Raw genomic sequence first — 14,490 nt, 5'->3', positions numbered from 1 at the left:
TTTCCTGCGGCAGATTTTCCCCTGTCTGTCGTTCTCCGGCAGATGTAATACCACTCGTTATTAAAGAAGGATTTTTACATGACTACAGCATTATCCATTCAGAGTGCTGAAATGAGTAAGGGTGTTAAGCCTTCTCTGCGTACCCGTCTCTTCAGCAAGGCCAAAATGCTGAAGGCGGCAAAAGCCGTTCTCCCTGTTGCTGTTCTTGCGGCAGCTTTCCCTGAAGTAGCGATGGCCACCACCACCGGTACCGATCTGATGAAGTCAGGTGACGGTACGGTTAAAGCCACATTTGGTAAAGGGTCAAGTGTCGTCAAGTGGGTGATCCTGGCGGAAGTTATCGTTGGCGGCATCATGTACATGATGACCAAAAACGTTAAGTTCCTGGCTGGCTTCGCCATTCTGTCGGTTTTTGTCACCGTCGGAATGTCGGTCGCTGGTTACTAAGAGGGCGTGAATGATGACCGGGGACGAACTCAAAAAGTACCGTTTCCCGGAAACATTGACGAACCAGTCCCGTTGGTTCGGTCTGTATCTCGATGAACTAATCCCGGCCGTAATCTGTCTCGGCTGGGGTTTCTGGACCAGTAAGTTTTTGTTCGGTCTGGTAGCGGCAATTCTGGTTTTCCTGGGCATCAAAAAACTGAAAAAAGGGCGGGGCAGTGCCTGGTTACGCGATTTGATTTACTGGTATCTGCCTACGTCCCTTCTTAAAGGGATTTTCCATGATGTCCCGGACTCCTGTTTCCGGCAGTGGATTAAATAATAGTACGGAGTAACTAACATGGAACACGGCGCTCGTCTCAGTACCACCCGTGTCATTGGTCTGGGGTTTATCTGTCTCGGTACCGTCACAGTACTGAGCCTGGCCACCAATGTTATTCAGGGCATCAATAACTACCGCCTGCAAAATGAGCAAAAGGTTGCGGTGACGCCCATGTTATATAACGCCCCTTTCGCGGTATCACAGAACCAGTCTGATGCATCCTATCTGGAACAGATGGGCCTGAGTTTTGTTTCATTGCGCCTGAATGTCACCCCTGAAACCGTGGATGCTCAACACGAACAGCTGCTGAAGTATGTGTATCCGGCATCGCAGAACAACCTGAAAATTCAGCTTGCTGAGGATGCAAAACGGATTAAGGACAATAACGTTAATTCCAGTTTTTACTGGACGTTTGTCCGTGCCTACCCGGTAGAAAACCGTGTTGAAATTCGAGGGGAGCTGAAGACCTGGATTGGGGATTCCAGGCCTTATTCAGAAATTAAACATTATGTTATTCAGTTTAACCGTTTAGATGGGATCAGCTGGCTGACACGTTTTGGAGAGGTGACTGATGAAAATCGTTAAACCCCTGTGTGTATCCGCCTGTCTGAGCCTTTGTCTGATGACACCGGCAATGTCTGCCACGGTAAGCGGAACGCTTGCACCCACAGTGGTACCACTGACAAATGGTGGTCAGGCAAACATCGCGGTCAGCAACACGGATCCTAATCTGTTTATGGTTCCGGGCGATCGCATCACCGCCATTAACAGTCTGGATGGCGGTCTGACGAACCAGGAGCAGACAGACAGTGGCGGAGCCATCCTGGCAACCGTCAGTAAAAAACCATTCACTTTCATTGTTGAGACAGAACGCGGACTGAATTTCTCAATTCGTGCCGTTCCGCGCGCGGGGGCAGGCCGGACTATTCAGCTGGTCTCCGAACTGGCCGGTACTCCCGGCCCGGCGAAGTCCTGGGAAGAGTCTTCACCGTATGAAAGCCTCCTGGTATCACTAAATCGTGCCGTTCGTCAGGGTGGAATGCCTGAAGGGTACCAGCCCGTTCCTGTCACGTCGGAAACCTTAACCGTTCCAGCAGGGCTGAGTGCAAAGGCAGAAAAAGTGTGGACAGGGCATCACCTGAAAGTGGTTCGTTATGCCGTGGATAACGTGTCGCTTTCTCCACGTATGGTCAAAGAAAGTGATTTCTGGCAGCCAGGTACGCGCGCCATCATGATCAGCGGGACAGCGGGTCCCCTGTTGAGTGGCGGACGCCTGCAGGTCTGGGTCACCACAGCAGAGGGAGATCGCTGATGGCCAACATTAATAAGCTGGTCAAGAACAAACAGTTTATGTGGCTGGGTGTCATCGCCGTATCTGCTGTCGCCATTATCGGTGGCGGTATGTATCTCTCTGATCTCGAGGTTGGTTCCGATGATGCCGCCCAGACGCAGAACGAACCCGCGCCGGACATGACGGGGGTAGTGGACAGTCGTTTCGATACCAAAGTTCAGCAACATGCGACAACTGAAATGCAGGCGACAGCAGCTGATCTGACAAAGCGTTTTGATGCACTTCAGAACGAAGTGAACCTGTTGAATAAAGGTCGCGGTGAAGATCAGAAGCGTATTGAGCAACTCACTACGGAAAACCAGGCAATGCAGGACCAGTTAAACAAGCTGGGTGTGAAGCCGACCACGACCAGTGGTGAGCCTGTTCCGAAACCACCGATCCCTGCACCGGGACCGGAGGGTGAGCCGCAACCGGCGAATTTCCCGCCGCAACCTGCAGGTGCTGTTCCACCACCCACGTCATTCTATCCGGGTAACGGGACTACACCGGCGCCACAGGTCAGTTATCAACCTGTACCGGCCCCTAACCAGATCCAACGACGTACATTCAGTTATGACAAAGGTAAGAAGGCAAAAACACTGCCGTACATTCCTTCAGGTAGTTTTGCGAAAAGCATTCTGATTGAAGGTGCGGATGCGAATGCCTCTGTCACCGGTAATGAATCTACGGTTCCGATGCAGGTCCGTCTGGTCGGCCGTGTGGAAATGCCTAACAGCAAAACTTATGACCTGACTGGCTGTTTTGTTGGCCTCGAAGCATATGGTGACGTTTCAAGTGAGCGCGCGATTGTCCGTACCCGAAATATCAGCTGCATCAAAGGTGATAAGACTATCGATCAGCCAATTTCAGGCCACGTTTCCTTTATGGGGAAAAACGGTGTGAAAGGTGAAGTCGTGATGCGTAACGGAAAAATCCTCGGCTGGGCGTGGGGAGCTGGTTTTGTTGATGGTATTGGTCAAGGGATGGAACGTGCGGCACAACCTTCTGTTGGAATTGGTGCGACGGCATCCGTTGGAGCCGGTGATGTGCTCAAAATGGGCGTTGGAGGAGGTGCATCTAAAGCAGCGCAGACACTGAGTGAGTATTACATCAAACGTGCAGAACAGTATCACCCTGTCATTCCAATTGGTGCCGGTAATGAGGTGACCGTTGTGTTCCAGGATGGATTCCAGTTGAAAACGATTGAAGAACTGGATGCAGAGAAAAACGGTAAGCAGCAGGAACAAAATCAGGAACAGCAGCCGCAACAACCTCAGCAGGCAGGTGCATCCCTGAACGGCTTCAGTACTGACCAGATGCTGAAACAACTCGGGAAATTAGATCCCCACCAGTTTTCACCTGGTGCCATGTCAGAGGGGAACAACAATGGCTAGGCAGAAAATGGAGAAAAGTAATCCGCTCCCGGAAACGTCTGGTCATACCGTTCCTGTCGGAGATACGGGGGCCGGCAAAACAACCATTATGTCGAAAATGGTATTTGCCTTGTCAGATACAAACCAACTGGAGAAAGTTTATGGTGCCATGAGTTCGGAAGAGAGAGACAGATTTACTCAGGAAATTAAAGCTAACACCCTATTCAGGATGAACCTGAAAAAGAGCTAATAACAGGCGGAGAATATTATGAAGGAATTAATTCTGTTAATTCCTCTGGGCAGCGCATTGCTTTTAACCGGATGCGCAGGAACGGAGACTGATTTTCAATGTAACGCAACAACATCGGATACCTGTATGACGATGGAACAGGCCAATGAAAAAGCTAAGGCGAAAGAGGAACGCAGTGAGGCAAAGCCGGTTGCGGCCGGGTTGCCTCGACTGGCTGACGGTAATTTCAGAACGACGTCAGTAAATTCATACCCGTTGCCGCCACAACCTGATTTAGTACAGGCGAAAGCCCCAGCGGCTGTAGTAGTAAATAAAAGTACCCCGTCATTATTAAATGTCAGGGGGTCGGTAAATAAGCCTGGGTATATACAACCCGTTACACCCCAGGTTATGCGTCCGGTGACAGTATCAACATTTACATCACCTCAAACTGTACCGGGCCAGTATCCGAGACCATTAAGAAAAGGTGAGCAGACAACATCATTATGGATCGCTCCCTATGTGGATTCCGATGATGTATATCATCAACCAACGACAGTGTTATTTGTGGTGACCCCATCAACCTGGGGACAACCTCGTCTTAATTAATTATCAGCGCCATGACTGGCGCTGCTGGAATGCTACTGCTGGATTAAAACGAGTGCCCTCTGCGTTGAAAGGGATGGGCGGTAGCGTGTTTGTGATGTCAGGGATTTCAGTTTATGGTGTTAAATATTGATTTTATAAAGTATCTGTATTTACTGATGAAAGAAGATTCATCGTATGTCATTCTGAGCATTGCCCTTTTTGGGGTGATTCCAGCACTGTTGATGTCAAGCGTATTACGGATTAAAAACAGAACGAAGCGCTTCCTGTCGTTAATCATTATTATGGTGGTTTCATTTGGAACTCTTTCATTGCTCCAACCAGAAAGTAAGTACAAAGCAATATTAATCAATAAGCAAAATACTGAATATACATTACAACACTGCAAAGTATCGGCATTTAACGCGCAGCCAGAAACACCATTTACCAGTGCAAAAGATGCCTGGTCTTGTCCGGATAGCGTAACACGGTATATGGATGTGAAATACAGGGATAATGGCATTCACAGCCTTTCTGATAAAAAGGAGTAACGGTATGCATGCTTACATAAACGGTATGGATGTGTGGTGGATTTTAGTCATTGATCTGGTGATGTTAATTGCAGGGATCATCGGGGTGTTCTTAGCACTTATTCTTCCCGAACATTATCAATTCAGGGGCAAGCTTTTTCTGACAGGCGCGTTCACTGCGATTATTGGCATTGCAATCTGTTTCGTTATGGTGAGGTTAACCTATAGTGCCAGCGAGATCGATGCTGGCCGGCACTGGAAAACAGAGTGCTCACTTATTGAAGCCAATGTGCAGACCGGTTTTTTGAATGACGCCGTCAACAAATTAAGGTGTGAGGGAGTTATTGTTAATGTTCCGGTGTATGCCTATGAGGCCTACACTGAACAGTGGCAGTTATTACAAAAGAAAAAAGGTGGGGAATAAAATGACTTTCCTGAAAAGATATGGCTTTCTAATTTATCCTCTAATGTACTGGTCTGTTTATCTCACTTTGAGGTATCTGCTAACTAAATCTCCAGATCAAAGTACAGAGGAGTTTCATACCACTTTGCGTCGTGAGCTGGTTTTTATTATATGTAGCCTTGGTGTGTATTATTTCTTGTGTGTGTCGGTAACGAGTTATTATGAGGTTCTTCGTCTCGGTATCTTATCAACACTGATTATTCATAGTGCATTGCTCATTATCACGCTTCTGGTATCACTCTGGAACGGAAAGATTGTTATGGGTGAGGTGATATTTGCACAGTTGATGGCGGCAAGAATAATTCTTTTCTTTATGCCGTTTACTTTATTTTATTATCGGGAAAGATAAATATCGAGCATCTTGACTTTCCCCCTCAAAAAAATATGAAAATCTATTTTTGTTCCTCAAGAAGGAGTTAACCTGTGAGTCTGAACCCTATTGAGTCGGTAGCCAAAGCAGTTAATACATTACTCACAGCGCTGAAGCTACCTGATGAATCTGCAAAAGCAAATGATGTTCTGGCCAGTATGGATTTCCCTCAATTCAGTCGCGTTCTGCCATATAAGGATTACGACAGTGAAACAGGGTTGTTTATTAACCAGAAGACAGTCGGTTTTATTCTGGAAGCCAGGCCTCTACCAGGCGCCAATGAACATATTGTAGGTTCGCTTGAGAACCTGCTGAGAACGAAATTACCGCGTAATGTTCCGGTCACCATTAATCTGGTTTCCAGCAAGCTGGTTGGCGATGATATCGAATATGGCCTCCGTGAGTTCAGCTGGAGTGGTCCTCAGGCAGAAAAGTTTAACGCCATTACGCGAGCCTATTATGTGCGTGCAGCAGAGAAGCATTTTGCGCTGCCACCGGGAATGGATTTACCGCTGACGCTCAGAAACTACCGTGTATTTATCTCCTGCAGCATGCCGCGTAAGAAAAATTCGAATGCGCAAATCATCGAGCTTCAGAACCAGGTCAAGATAATCCGGGCCTCACTGCTTGGCGCGCAAATACCGACTAAGGCACTGGATGAGAAGGGCCTTGTGGAAATGGTCAGTGAACTGATTAATCCAAATCCAGGTGAGATGTACCGGAGGCCTAAAAAGCTGGATCCTTACCAGGAGCTGAATTACCAGTGTGTTGATGACAGCTTTGATATGGAAGTGATGGCGAATCATCTCAACATTGGCCTGCTGGACAAAAATGGGGTGGAACGTCATACCCGGGTGCTCAACTATCATCTTGCACGCGACCCGGAAATTGCGTTTTTGTGGACCAGTGCAGACAACTACGCCAACCTGCTGAACCCGGAATTGTCTATTTCCTGTCCCTTTGTCATTACGCTTACCCTGATGGTGGAAGACCAGGTTAAATCACAGAACGAAGCGAACCTGAAGTTTCTCGACCTGGAGAAAAAGAGCAAAACGTCATACGCGAAGTATTTCCCCTCAGTTGAGAAAGAAGTTAAGGAGTGGGGGGATATTCGCCAGCGACTGTCTTCCAATTCCTCTTCACTGGTGTCCTATTTTTTCAACGTTACGGCGTATACCGAAGACGATCCGGAAGCGGCACTGGCCACTGAACAGGAAATACTGAACAGTTTCCGTAAGGGGGGCTTTGAACTCATCGCCGCTCGCTATCAGCAGATGCGTAATTTCCTGTCGATTCTGCCTTTTAAGGCGGGAGAGGGGATATTTAAGGAACTGCAGGCGGCGGGGGTAGTTCGCCGTGCTGAAAGCTTTAATGTGGCAAACCTGATGCCGGTGGTGGCCGACAGTCCACTGGCTCCTTCCGGTCTGCTGGCGCCTACATATCGTAACCAGCTGGCTTTTATCGATCTCTTCTACACCGGCATGAATAACACCAACTTTAACATGGCGGTATGCGGTACTTCCGGTGCGGGGAAAACAGGCCTGATACAGCCGCTTATCCGTAGCGTCATTGATGCCGGTGGTTATTCCTGGGTATTCGATATGGGGGATGGTTACAAATCACTGTGCGAAAACATGGGGGGTGTGTATCTCGATGGCGATACGCTGAAATTTAACCCGTTTGCGAACGTGCTCGATGACAATAACTTCGATGCATCTGCAGAGCGTATCCGTGACCAGCTTTCCGTCATGGCCAGTCCCAATGGGAATCTTGATGAAGTCCATGAAGGCCTGCTGCTTCAGGCGGTCAAAGCGGCCTGGCTGACCAAGCATAACAAAGCCCGAATTGACGATGTGGTGGATTTCCTGCAGGAAGCCAAAGACAGCGAAACCTATGCAGACTCACCGACGATCCGCAGCCGTCTGGACGAAATGATTATTCTGCTCGACCAGTACACGGTGAACGGGATTTACGGCAGCTACTTCAACTCTGATGAACCGTCACTCAATGATGATGCCCGTATGGTTGTGCTGGAGCTGGGGGGGCTGGAGTCCCGGCCATCTCTGCTGGTTGCTGTGATGTTCTCGTTGATTATTTATATCGAGAACCGCATGTACCAGACACCCCGTAACCTGAAAAAACTGAACGTCATTGACGAAGGCTGGCGCCTGCTGGACTTCAAAAATGAGAAGGTCGGCACCTTTATCGAGAAGGGCTACCGTACCGCACGCCGTCACCTGGGTTCGTATATCACTATTACACAGAACATTGTCGATTTTGACTCAGATACGGCTTCCAGTGCTGCACGTGCCGCCTGGGGGAACTCCTCATACAAAATCATCCTTAAACAGTCTGCCAAAGAGTTTGCCAAGTACAACCAGCTTTACCCCGACCAGTTCACGCAGCTGCAGCGCGACATGATTAACCGTTTTGGTTCGGCTAAAGACCAGTGGTTCTCCTCCTTCATGCTGTCGGTGGAGGCGCATTCATCGTGGCACCGGTTGTTTGTCGATCCACTCAGCCGCGCCATGTATTCATCCAGTGGTGCTGACTTTGAGTACATCACACAACGAAAACGCGCCGGGGTGAGTATTCACGATGCCGTGTACGAACTGGCCTGCCGTAACTTCCCGGATGAAATGGCAGACCTGGAGGCCCGGGTGGCCATGAATAATACAAGGAGTGCTGCCTGATGGAAAAAAATATCAGAAATCGTCTGTTTACCCGACGTGCCCTTATCACTGGCGGGCTGATGGTTGCCATTCTTGCCGCCAATGCCGTGGTGACCCGGATCATGATAGCGCACAGCACACCTCGTGTTGTCGCGTTTGATATGAAGAAAACGCTCGATAACTTCATGGACAGTGTCAGCCGTAAGCAACTGACGGAAAGCCAGTCTAAGGCACTGTCGGATCGTTTTAACGATGCGCTGGAAAAAAGTCTGGATGACTGGCAGCAGAAAAACCATGTGCTGATTCTTGTTTCTCCTGCCGTGGTTAATGGGGCGCCTGACGTCACGCTGAGTATTCAGCGTGATATTGCGAAGCGGATGCAGGGAGGCAGGGAATGAAAATGATCCGCGGGGCGCTCTTTGCTGTATGTCTTGTCTCCCCGCTTACCCGGGCAGCTGATCTGGGTACATGGGGCGACCTGTGGCCCATACAGGAACAGGATATGTTATCGCTGATAACCCAGCGCCTTGAAGCGCTGGAGAAGTCCGGGCGATGGGGGCAGGAGATGGAGGCCTTTAAGGAGCGGGTGAAGACCAACAGCCAGCGCCCGGCTCCCGTCGAGGGGATAAAGAAAGCGGATAAATATGAGCAGCGCTGGTTTGATCCCAGCATCAAATTAACTGAAGACCTGAAGGATCAGAACGGTGTGCTGTTCGCCCGGAAAGGGCAGGTGCTTAATCCGCTTAAAACCGTTCCTTTTATGCAGACGCTTTACTTCATTGACGGTGATGATCCGGACCAGTTGGCCTGGATGAAACGCCAGGTACCTGAGACGTTAATCAGCAAGATTATCCTCGTTAAAGGCAGCGTCCCGGATACATCGGCGGCGCTCGACAGCCGGATTTATTTTGACCAGAACGGCGTGCTGAGCCAGCGCTTTGGACTGACGGCAGTACCCGCGCGGATCACCCCGGCCCCCTCGGGAGAACGACTGAACATCGAATACTTTCCACCCACGCGATAAGGATGTTTCTGTGAAACGTATTTTGTTTTTCATGGTGGCCTGCCTGCTATGGAGCCACAGTATGAATGCCGCTGCCGACCCGTCGTGTGAAGGACGATTTGTAAATCCCATTACAGATGTCTGCTGGCGTTGCATTTTCCCCTTATCGCTGGGGAGTGTGCAGGTGGGGAAAGGAGATCAGCCGGACACGCCTAATCCCGGCAGCCCGATACAGTATTGCCCGGCCCCACCCCCAATCTTTGTACGCATTGGTCTGGCTATCGGTTACTGGGAACCGATGGCCATGACCGACGTCAGCCGATCACCTGGCTGCATGGTGAATCTGGGGGGATTCAGTATCAATCTCGGTAAAACAGGGATGGGGACGGCCAAAAAGGACGACAAACAGGTCAACGGGGCGTTCTATCACGTGCACTGGTACAAATACCCACTGACGTACTGGCTGAACATCATCACATCAGCAGGTTGCCTGGAAGGCGGAGATATGGACATCGCCTATCTCTCTGAGATTGACCCGACCTGGGTGGACAGCAGTCTGACCACGATCCTGAATCCGGAAGCCGTACTGTTTGCCAACCCGATCGCTCAGGGGGCCTGTGCGGCCGATGCCATTGCCAGTGCTTTCCACTTACCACTTGACCCGTTGTTCTGGTGTGCCGGCTCGCAGGGCTCCATGTATCCCTTCAGTGGATGGGCCAGTAACGAATCCAGCCCGCTGCAATCCTCGGTTCTGCTCAGTGAGCGTATGGCCTACAAGCTTCACCGACAGGGCCAGATTATGGAAACGGTCGGCGCCGATACCGCAGTCTGTTACGAATATCCGTCGCCGATTATCCCTAAAGAGCGCTGGCGCTATCAGATGGTGAATATGTATCCGGACAGCGGGCAGTGCCATCCCCTCGGGCGCAGTGTGATGCGCTGGGAGGCCGGTCGCAACCCGCCTAATACCCGGAAGAATTTTGGTTACCTCATGTGGCGCAAACGTAACTGTGTTTTCCTCTGAAAGGAGTCTTCTGTGACACAACTGAATATTTTTATCCTCACGCTTTTACTCACCGGTACCGCTGTGGCAGCTGGCAGTCCGGGGAGCCCGACAACGGCTGACCGGGAGTGGCTGAAGCACCAGGAAGACTTCAGCGAGCAGTTACGCCAGCACCCGGACAAGCAGCTGCAGCAGGAACTGGAAGCGCAGATTAACCGTAACCCCCTGGCGAAAGCCGATCGCCAGTACATCGATAATCTGGCCAGCCAGCAAAGGGCGTCAGCACAGGGAAAACCCTCTGAAGGTGCGCTGTACTTCGTGTCGTTTTCTGTGCCGGAGGAAGGTCTGAAACGCATGCTGCATGAAACCCGCCAGTATGGCATTCCGGCCACGTTGCGCGGACTGGTCAATAACGACATGAAGGCAACCACCGATGCGGTGATGCGGCTGGTTAAGGATGGAGTTACAGACGGCGTCCAGATCGACCCGACGCTTTACTCACAATACAACATTCGCAGCGTGCCCGCCCTCGTGGTGCGCTGCAAAGCAGGGTTTGATGTGGTTCGGGGCAATATCCGGCTGAAACAGGCGCTGGAAAAGGTGGCGGAGAAAGGGGACTGTGCGGATATCGCCCGTCATATGCTGGGAGGTAACCAATGAGAACACTTCCGGCCATTCTCTTTGTTCATGCCCTGGTTCTGGGGACGTTTATCTGGTTTGCAGGACCAGCCTGCGCGGACAGTAACACGGATTACAGGGCAGGTTCTGACTTTGCAAAACAGGTACAGGGGGGCGGTCTTGATGCCCTGAAAAACTTCAACGGCGAGCAGAATCTGCCGGGGTATACGAAAGATCCCGAGCAAAAGAAATACTACGGTGGCGTGACAGCCGGTGGCGACAGCTCACTGAAAAATGACTCTGCTTCCCAGTGGGCCGGGAGTGAAGTCGGACAAAGTATTACCGAGTCATTTACCAACCGTCCTCCGGACAGCATCTCTCCGGACGCCCCGTTTATCCAGAACGCCAAAGATATTGAATCACGATCCGACACTATCATCGGCAATACCGGACAGGAGTGTAAGGCGGAAATCGTTAACCGGAGTGAATTTAAAAACTACACCTGTGAACGTGACCTGCAGGTTGAGCAGTACTGTACACGAACAGCCACGATAACCGGACACTATGAGGAAACCACGGTTATCAAAACGTATACCGTGCCGAATAACCAGTTCAGCTACAGCTATGACGGTAACAAAAGTGTGATGCTGACATTCCGCGCTCCGGCCACGGGAACGGTCCTGAGTGCATCAGCAGCGCTGCATTTTAATGACAAAAATATGTACTACCGCATGACCTGGTGGGGAGTAAATGAAGACTCCGTTGCCAAGAGGGACAACAGCTGGTCCCTTCCTGGGGCGACTGGCGCCTATCTGACCGAGGGCGGCTCTTCTCCGCAGGGCGTCATCCTCAACAAGAACTGCCTTAGCGGTAAGCAGAGTCGTTGCCGGGAATATGCCCGCAAGACACAAAACTGGTTACAGGGCGGTTCAGAGGCCTGGATGAGTGTCACGCTGACCATGCGTGTGACGGAAAAAAANTGGGTTCCGGACGTGAAATGGGTCGAGTTCTGTCCATTCAGTAAAGACGAAGGCAAGCAGACCACGACGGAATGCATTGAGCCAGGCGGAAACCGGACGGTTAACCAGGATGGTAATGTTTACCAGGTCTACCAGGCCTGCTGGAAATACCGTGATACGTATATTACCCAACCTTCTGATTACGGTTCATGCCAGACACTGATGGACAACCATAATTGTACGCTGGCATCCCGGCAATGCGCATTCACTTCTGATGACGGAACCTGTCTTCATGAATATGCCACGTACTCCTGCGAAACCAGAACCACCGGTAAACAGATGATTTGTGGCGGGGACGTGTTCTGTCTCGATGGTGAATGCGATAAAGCGGCCAGCGGCAAAAACAATGATTTTGGTCAGGCAGTGGCGGAGCTCGCCGCCCTGGCGGCGGCAGGGAAGGACGTTGCGGCACTGAACGGGGTGGATGTCAGGGCGTTCACCGGGAAAGCGAAATACTGTAAAAAATTTGCAGCAGGCTTCAGTAACTGCTGCAAAGACAGCGGCTGGGGCCAGGATGTGGGGCTGGCGCGCTGCAGCAGTGACGAAAAAGCCCTCGCTAAAGCCAAGAAAGATAAGCTGACCGTCAGTGTGGGGGAATTCTGCTCTAAAAAGGTGCTGGGTGTTTGCCTGGAGAAAAAAAGAAGCTACTGCCAGTTCGACTCAAAACTGGCGCAGATTGTTCAGCAACAGGGCCGGAATGGCCAGCTGCATATCAGTTTTGGTGGCGCCAGCAGTCCGAATTGCCGCGGTATCACGGTTGATGAACTCCAGCGTATTAATTTCGACTCACTCGATTTCACTAATTTCATGGAAGACCTGATGAAGAATCAAAAAATTCCGGATAACGATGCGCTCACCAATAAAACCAAAGAGCGTATAAAAGAAATTATGAGTCAGCAATCCTCGAAATAATCAGGGGGTAAAATGAAAGTTATATTCTCTTCAGGCTGTGTTACGGATTTCCTGATTAGATTATGCCTCACTGTTATTGTCTCATCACCGGTAATTATATGGTCATGGGATACGGTAAAACAAACCACGGGCAGTGATATTATCACTGCTGTGTTTTTCATCACTATCCTCGGTGGGTTCTGGTTTCTTCTGTACGGCTTTTTATCTTCACTGATAGACCTGCTGAAACCCGCTGGCGAAAACAGAACAAAAAGAAAAGAGAGGGGGGAATGAAAGAGGAAAACCCTAAATGGCCGGTTATCGCGATCGTTGCTGTGTTTATCTTATTTATGACGGGTATGATGTGTTACGGACTCATCCGGGATAAGCGAGAGGTACTTTTTCATATTACCAATCAGTTTTATGGTGTTAATTGTGAAAAAAGTTCAGGTATCGCCTGGGTAATAAAAAATGACTATCGTCAGGATTTAACGTTTCATGATTATGCGGTGTTCTGCAATGACACTGGTTTTTCAGGGAAGCAAATTAACACAGGTCACGAAATTCAGATAAATAAAGGCGTTATCTATAACGCTTTGTCCGGTAATAAACATCAGAAATAAAGATGAAGGTGTCCCATGAAAATGAAACGGCTCGTACTGCTGCCCGTTGTGCTGGGTTGCGCCGTTATGTCTGCCTGGGGGAAGGATGCGGGATGGCAGTGGTATAACGAACCACTGAAAACAACCGACCCGGATCCACAGCCGAACCCGCAGCCACCCCAGCAAATGGATATTCTGCAGAAGCAGGCAGCTCTGCAGCAGGCAACGAAAAAAGCATTAGCCGAAGCCATTATGTATCCATCGGTACCGGCTTTTGTGAAATATTTCCGCCTCCAGAATTACTGGACGCAGCAGGCAGGCTTATTTTCGATGAGCGCCAAGAAAGCGTTTCTTGAACATCCGGAGCTCGATTACAACCTACAGTTCAGCCACTACAACGGCACGGTTAAAAACCAGCTCGCGGCCGATTACGCGGAACAGCGTAAAGCCATATCGGCCATTGCTCAGCATTTCGGTGTGATGTTCTTTTACCGCGGCCGGGAGCCAATTGACGGGCAACTGGTTCAGGTGCTGAGTAACTTCCGTGAGACCTACGGGTTGAGTGTTATCTCCGTCTCTGTTGATGGCGTGGTTAACCCGTTACTACCGGACTCACGCGTGGACCAGGGACAGGCAGAACGGCTCGGCGTGAAGTATTTTCCGGCCATGATGCTGGTTGACCCGAAAAGCGGACAGGTTAAACCGCTCAGTTACGGCTTCATCAGCCAGGACGATCTGGCGAAGCAGTTTCTCTATGTTTCCAACGACTTTAAACCCAATTTTTAAGGAGAGCGTGATGCGTAAATTTCGCATGCCAGATCTGGATATCACGGGAACATGGGTGGTGGCCGTCGGCGTGTTTTTCCATCTCATTGCCCGTCTGGTGCGTAAACAACCGGAGATGGCTGTTGAGATGGGAGAAGGACTGGGTATAGCCATGATGATTTTCGGTGGTTACCGCATCATTAATGCCCTGATTGCGCAGGCTGAGAAAGAGGAAAAGGACCGTGAAAATCATCCTGAACATTAATCACCG

At 50.1% G+C, this 14,490-nt stretch carries 19 protein-coding genes; all 19 read left to right on the top strand.

Features of this window, described 5'->3' with window-relative positions; genetic code table 11:
• Nucleotides 1-78: 78 nt before the first annotated feature.
• The 19 genes from traA (at nt 79) to traQ (ending at nt 14,484) form a co-directional block, all read left to right on the top strand.
• Nucleotides 79-447 carry a type IV conjugative transfer system pilin TraA gene (gene traA, locus L383_RS00780; protein WP_001568104.1) on the top strand — a complete coding sequence of 123 codons (369 nt, stop codon included), beginning with the start codon at nt 79-81 and terminating at the stop codon, nt 445-447.
• A gap of 13 nt (nt 448-460) precedes the next feature.
• Nucleotides 461-766, top strand: a complete 306-nt coding sequence (traL, locus tag L383_RS00785) for a type IV conjugative transfer system protein TraL (RefSeq protein ID WP_024191986.1) — start codon at nt 461-463, stop codon at nt 764-766.
• Between the two features lie 18 nt (nt 767-784).
• Nucleotides 785-1,351 (top strand): type IV conjugative transfer system protein TraE, encoded by a 567-nt coding sequence (gene traE, locus L383_RS00790; protein WP_001568102.1) that lies wholly within the window; start codon nt 785-787, stop codon nt 1,349-1,351.
• Nucleotides 1,338-2,078, top strand: a complete 741-nt coding sequence (gene traK / locus L383_RS00795) for a type-F conjugative transfer system secretin TraK (RefSeq protein WP_001568101.1) — start codon at nt 1,338-1,340, stop codon at nt 2,076-2,078. The genes traE and traK overlap by 14 nt, the downstream gene beginning before the upstream one ends.
• A complete protein-coding gene (traB, locus tag L383_RS00800) occupies nt 2,078-3,490 on the top strand; it encodes an F-type conjugal transfer pilus assembly protein TraB (RefSeq protein ID WP_001568100.1) in 1,413 nt (470 codons plus the stop codon). Before traK ends, traB begins: the two co-directional genes overlap by 1 nt.
• Nucleotides 3,483-3,719, top strand: coding sequence for a hypothetical protein (locus tag L383_RS00805; RefSeq protein ID WP_001568098.1), 237 nt, complete (start codon nt 3,483-3,485; stop codon nt 3,717-3,719). Before traB ends, L383_RS00805 begins: the two co-directional genes overlap by 8 nt.
• An 18-nt stretch (nt 3,720-3,737) precedes the next feature.
• Nucleotides 3,738-4,307, top strand: a complete 570-nt coding sequence (gene traV, locus L383_RS25500; RefSeq protein ID WP_001568094.1) for a type IV conjugative transfer system lipoprotein TraV — start codon at nt 3,738-3,740, stop codon at nt 4,305-4,307.
• A 113-nt stretch (nt 4,308-4,420) separates the two neighbouring features.
• Nucleotides 4,421-4,834 (top strand): hypothetical protein, encoded by a 414-nt coding sequence (locus L383_RS26465; protein ID WP_001568093.1) that lies wholly within the window; start codon nt 4,421-4,423, stop codon nt 4,832-4,834.
• Between the two features lie 4 nt (nt 4,835-4,838).
• Complete coding sequence (locus tag L383_RS25745; RefSeq protein ID WP_001568092.1) at nt 4,839-5,237, top strand: hypothetical protein; 399 nt, start codon at nt 4,839-4,841, stop codon at nt 5,235-5,237.
• 462 nt (nt 5,238-5,699) lie between these two features.
• Nucleotides 5,700-8,339, top strand: coding sequence for a type IV secretion system protein TraC (gene traC / locus L383_RS00820; protein ID WP_001568090.1), 2,640 nt, complete (start codon nt 5,700-5,702; stop codon nt 8,337-8,339).
• The gene (gene trbI / locus L383_RS00825) at nt 8,339-8,716 is read left to right on the top strand and encodes a type-F conjugative transfer system protein TrbI (RefSeq protein WP_001568089.1); all 378 of its coding nucleotides are present in this window, start codon (nt 8,339-8,341) and stop codon (nt 8,714-8,716) included. Before traC ends, trbI begins: the two co-directional genes overlap by 1 nt.
• Complete coding sequence (gene traW / locus L383_RS00830) at nt 8,713-9,342, top strand: type-F conjugative transfer system protein TraW (protein WP_023332867.1); 630 nt, start codon at nt 8,713-8,715, stop codon at nt 9,340-9,342. Before trbI ends, traW begins: the two co-directional genes overlap by 4 nt.
• A gap of 31 nt (nt 9,343-9,373) precedes the next feature.
• Entirely contained in the window at nt 9,374-10,345 is a 972-nt protein-coding gene (gene traU / locus L383_RS00835; RefSeq protein ID WP_176602138.1) for a conjugal transfer pilus assembly protein TraU, read from the top strand.
• Between the two features lie 12 nt (nt 10,346-10,357).
• Complete coding sequence (gene trbC, locus L383_RS00840) at nt 10,358-10,984, top strand: type-F conjugative transfer system pilin assembly protein TrbC (RefSeq protein WP_001568086.1); 627 nt, start codon at nt 10,358-10,360, stop codon at nt 10,982-10,984.
• Nucleotides 10,981-12,873, top strand: coding sequence for a type-F conjugative transfer system mating-pair stabilization protein TraN (gene traN, locus L383_RS00845; RefSeq protein WP_032629897.1), 1,893 nt, complete (start codon nt 10,981-10,983; stop codon nt 12,871-12,873). Before trbC ends, traN begins: the two co-directional genes overlap by 4 nt.
• A gap of 12 nt (nt 12,874-12,885) precedes the next feature.
• Nucleotides 12,886-13,146, top strand: a complete 261-nt coding sequence (gene trbE, locus L383_RS00850; RefSeq protein ID WP_001568084.1) for a conjugal transfer protein TrbE — start codon at nt 12,886-12,888, stop codon at nt 13,144-13,146.
• A complete protein-coding gene (locus L383_RS00855; RefSeq protein WP_001568083.1) occupies nt 13,143-13,475 on the top strand; it encodes a hypothetical protein in 333 nt (110 codons plus the stop codon). Before trbE ends, L383_RS00855 begins: the two co-directional genes overlap by 4 nt.
• A 15-nt stretch (nt 13,476-13,490) precedes the next feature.
• On the top strand, nt 13,491-14,240 hold the full coding sequence (gene traF, locus L383_RS00860) for a type-F conjugative transfer system pilin assembly protein TraF (protein ID WP_001568082.1): 750 nt from the start codon (nt 13,491-13,493) through the stop codon (nt 14,238-14,240).
• Between the two features lie 10 nt (nt 14,241-14,250).
• Nucleotides 14,251-14,484, top strand: coding sequence for a type-F conjugative transfer system pilin chaperone TraQ (gene traQ, locus L383_RS00865; protein ID WP_001568081.1), 234 nt, complete (start codon nt 14,251-14,253; stop codon nt 14,482-14,484).
• The last annotated feature ends 6 nt before the right edge of the window (nt 14,485-14,490 follow it).

The organism is Enterobacter sp. MGH 37, assembly GCF_000534515.1.
Classification (GTDB): Bacteria; Pseudomonadota; Gammaproteobacteria; order Enterobacterales; family Enterobacteriaceae; genus Enterobacter; species Enterobacter kobei.
This window is presented reverse-complemented; position numbering and strand designations above follow the sequence as displayed.